Annotated in this window: 2 protein-coding genes and 1 pseudogene; all 3 read left to right on the top strand. The window is 41.0% G+C overall.

Annotated features, from left to right (window positions below; all coding sequences use genetic code 11):
• Positions 1-112: 112 nt before the first annotated feature.
• Positions 113-433, top strand: a pseudogene (locus DFP83_RS13285) (HAD family hydrolase); the annotation flags it as partial.
• On the top strand, positions 426-902 hold the full coding sequence (locus DFP83_RS13280) for a hypothetical protein (protein WP_110576530.1): 477 nt from the start codon (positions 426-428) through the stop codon (positions 900-902). The pseudogene DFP83_RS13285 and the gene DFP83_RS13280, both read left to right, overlap by 8 nt.
• Positions 903-1,199: 297 nt before the next feature.
• Entirely contained in the window at positions 1,200-4,346 is a 3,147-nt protein-coding gene (locus tag DFP83_RS13275; RefSeq protein ID WP_110576528.1) for a DUF4011 domain-containing protein, read from the top strand.
• Positions 4,347-4,397 lie beyond the last annotated feature (51 nt).

Here is a 4,397-nt window from a genome sequence, read left to right as displayed (position 1 = left end):
TGAAAATTTCAATGCGCTCCATAGACACTCCTTAAAGATAGGTCTAAGCCTATCGCTTAACTAATGAGTGTCCGTTTTAAAAAGGGGCTAATACAGTGAATTAAAACCGAATCCGAAGCTTCTTTTAGATATTATCAATCAATTAAATGTATCGCCTGAAGAATGTGTTTATGTGGGTGACAGTGAAATGAAAGATGTTGAAATGGCGCTAGAGGCGGGTGTCACAGCGGTTTTTGCTAGATATGGAACAACTCACTTTGCTGATGGGGATGATAGATATGAGCTTTTAAAAGCTGTTACTCATTGGACTGATGAAGATGTAGCAAGAGAAAAACTGATAAAAGATAATAGTAAACATCTGAAACCAGACTATGTTATAGATAGGTTTGATGAATTATTAGATATTATCAACTTCAGAAAAAAAAATGAATGATAAAGAAATACTAGATTCGCAACTCGAAGCCTGGAAAGAGATAGTAACTACGCAAAGACACTTCAATGATGTCTGCATGAAAGTCCGTCACCTAGGATTCATTCTAGTTGCGGCTCTTTTGGCGTTCGGAGCTATATTTTGGATAGCTATATGGTTTTTGGATGTAAAGTGGTACACGCCGTTTTTACTTGGTAGCGTCAAGGCTGGTTTAGACGTTGAATCACAAATTAACCAGAGAATGACAGAGCTGAAACTAACACAAAGAATAAAAGAAGCGAGCGCAAATAGCTCTATTTTAGGCTTACAGTTGTCTAGCTCTAGACGTGCTCCACTGTTCCATTCGTTTATGGTTGTTTTGTTGTTATCAATGGCTTTCTTGCTGACCTTTTTTGAAAACAGCAGTGTTGCAGACTTTAAGGGCGAACTAAGTACTGAACAGTTAGTGGGAAAAGATAAAAATACAACATAACTATGTGATGATCTTATTATGATAGTTAATGCCTCGACCCCCAGCTGTTGAACCAAATTATATAGAAAGCCGCTCATTTGAGCGGTTTTTTTATAACTGATCGTTAGTTATGTTCCGTTTTTGATTGGGTTTTGGGGTAGTCTTAACGCGCATTAGGGGCGATTGAATTTAGCACTGCAGTTAAAATAATATTCTAATCTATTTGGCTCTAAAGTTAGACTTGAGTAGAATTCGATAGTAAAAGAGAGAACCTGCTTTAGCCGTGCTACGAAACCTATCGTTCGGAAGGAATCGAAAATGAATGACGTAAATGTGGACAGTAAAACAATTAAAAATATCCATCTTGAAATTGACGTTACACCTACTTTTTCACTAGCAGCCCAGCAAAACGCTTACCCAATCTTGAAGTCAATTAGGATAATTTACTCTAAGTCTGAGGACTGTGAACTTGAGCCGCTTCAGTCTCTAAAATTAGAACTTAAAGGCATACACGATTGGTTAGAGCCTGAAGCATGGCATATCGATAGGTTGGAATCTGGTCAATCAATTAACCTTCAGCTGAAAGAGCTTCGGTTTCCCTTTGACAAGTTATTTAGTATTACAGAAGAGATCAAGCACGAATTATCTTTTGAACTTTTTAGTGCAGAGGGTGAACTTCTAAATGACTTCAACACTACCGTAAGTGTTTTGCCAGCTAATTATTGGGGTGGGGAAGAGCGACAACCTTCGTTACTCGCAGCCTTTGTGAAACCTAACGGCGTTTATGTAGAGTCCCTTGTTAGAAAGGTAGCTCTCACTCTTGAGAAAGCAGGCCATGGGCGAGCGGTAGACGGATATCAGTCAAACACGCGTGAAAAGCCTTATTTGATGCTGGCAGCGCTCTGGAATGTATTATTTCAGGAAAAGCTTGCTTATGTGAGCCCACCGAAAGGCTTTGCTAAACGCGGGCAACGGGTGCGACTTGCGGCCGATATCAGCCACTCGAGAATGGCAGCGTGCCTGGACTCATCATTACTCTTTGCGAGTTGTATTGAAGCAATGGGTCTCAACCCAGTAATAGCTATAACAAAAGAGCATGCGTTTGCTGGCGCATGGCTGATTGATGAAAAATTACCGATTTTAACTAACGATGACCCGCAGGATGTTCGTAAACGTGTAGATAACAGAGACTTGGTTTTATTTGAAACGACGTTAGTAACCAACGATTCACCTGTCACTTTTGAACAGGCGAGAGATCATGCCAGAACCTTGTTGGCTGAAGAATTAGAATCAAAATTTGTTATGGTTATTGATATAGCTCAGGCAAGAGCACAATCAATAAAACCTCTCTCCACAGTAGAAGAAAAGAAAGTAGAAAAAACATCTGACGAAGAAACAGCGGACCTTGAACTACCAGTTATTCCCCCATTGCCGCCGGTAAGAAAAGACGAGCAAGTGGTAGAAGATACGCCTGAAACTCGGATAGATACATGGTCTCGCAAGCTACTGGATCTGACCAAAAAAAATCGTCTGCTCAACTTTAATGACAGGGCTGTTGCGATCAAGCTCTACTGCCCAGATATAGCGACGATGGAAGACATGTTAGCAGACGGCACAAAATTCAAATTCCAATCTGCACAGGAAAGTCCTTATTTCGATCCGAGCCGTGACAGTGAAGTGTTTCGGTTACAAACTGGATCGGATGTCCATCGAGAGTTCGCCCTTAATCAAATTAAAAACAAAGTGCTTATCGCCAACCAGCCAATAAAAAAGCTCGAGAAGAACTCGGTAGAACTGTTTCGAAAAGCAAAGAATGATCTTGAAGAGGGCGGTTCTAACACATTATTTCTTGCTCTTGGCTTTTTGAAGTGGAAGGAAAATCCAGAAGATGCTAAAAGCTACAAAGCGCCATTATTACTAGTGCCGGTAAAGCTAACAAGAAGAAGCGCTAATGCACCAGTTTATGTTGAGCAACTTCAAGAAGAAGAGCCTACATTTAACCTTACCCTTATTGAATTTCTTCAGTCTGAGCATGATATTAATCTAAGTGAGTTTAAGAACGAACTTCCTGAAGACGAAAGTGGTGTAGACGTTGATTACGTCTGGCAGCAGGTTCGGGATGCAGTAAAAGAGCAAGCAGGCTTTGAGTTAGTTGAAGAGTTAGTGCTTGGGTCGTTTTCATTTGCAAAATATCTTATGTGGAAAGATCTGAGTGATCGCTTGGATGACTTAAAGGAAAACCCCTTCGTTAAACATTTGGTTGATAATCCACGAGACCCGTATCCGCAAGCTAGCACATTTATTGAACGAGACGAAATAGATCAAAAGCTCGATCCCGCAACGGTGTATACGCCACTCAATTGCGACAGTTCACAGCTAGTGGCCGTAGATGCTTCCGCCCGTTCTCAAGATTTTGTATTAGAGGGGCCTCCAGGTACCGGGAAGTCTGAAACAATAGCGAATATTATAGCTCACAATATAGGTCTCGGTCGGAAGGTTCTTTTTGTTGCAGAAAAAATGGCCGCACTCAATGTGGTTTATCGACGATTAGAAAAAGCTGGTTTAGACCACCTATGTCTGGAACTTCACAGCAATAAGGCTAATAAGAGAGCTGTACTAGACCAATTGAATAAAGCATGGCAAAAACGTAAAGGCCTTAACCCGAAAGAATGGGAAACGAATGTTGCCGAGCTGAGAAAGAGGAAGGATCAGTTAAATAGTTATGTTCGAGCATTACATGCTAAGTCAAAGTTTGGTTTGACAGCGAGAGACGCCATTTCTGCTATTGCTTTAAATCGAGACTCGTTGATAGTGACAGTAAATTGGCAGCCAGATATTGATGCTGCGCCAATTTCGTCTGAAAAAGATTTAAACAAAGCGAGGGAATTGATTGAACAACTGGCCTTGGCGTTTTCCGATGTCAAAGAGCTAAATATACAAGCATTTGCTCCGGTAATGGCGACAGAATGGTCTAATGTCTGGCAGTCACGACTGCTCAGCGCAATTGATAGGTGGCAAAAAAGCAAGAGAGAAATTGAAAAGCCATTATCAGTCCTGCTTTCAAATTTTTCTCTGGAAAAAACATCGATAACTCTTAATAACCTCAAGCTGATTGAAGGGTTGCATGACCTTGCTGTTACTGCAAGTAAACACGATATCTCGTATGCCACTGATAGCGGAGCAAAAGGGCGTATAGAAGTTATCCGTGAAATAGCAAAGCTTAAAGTTGAATTTGATGCTGCTATAGATGAGATATCGCACGGTCTTACGAGTGAAAACGTCTCCAAAGTACCAGTGGAAAATTGGCGTAAGCTTGCTGAGGACGCCAATACTGGTTGGTTTAAGTCATTCTTCAGAAGAAGGAAAATTAACAGTGAGGCGCGGGCGATTGGATTATCCAAGTTAGATAATCTTTCGATAATCCTGAATTCAGATAATAACCGCAACACTCATGTAATGGGATAGGTCGGAAGGAGGTCAGCTACCCACATGTGGTAGTCTTACTTTTCGACCAAA

Source organism: Idiomarina fontislapidosi (assembly GCF_003226255.1).
GTDB classification, from domain to species: Bacteria; Pseudomonadota; Gammaproteobacteria; order Enterobacterales; family Alteromonadaceae; genus Idiomarina; species Idiomarina fontislapidosi.
This window is presented reverse-complemented; position numbering and strand designations above follow the sequence as displayed.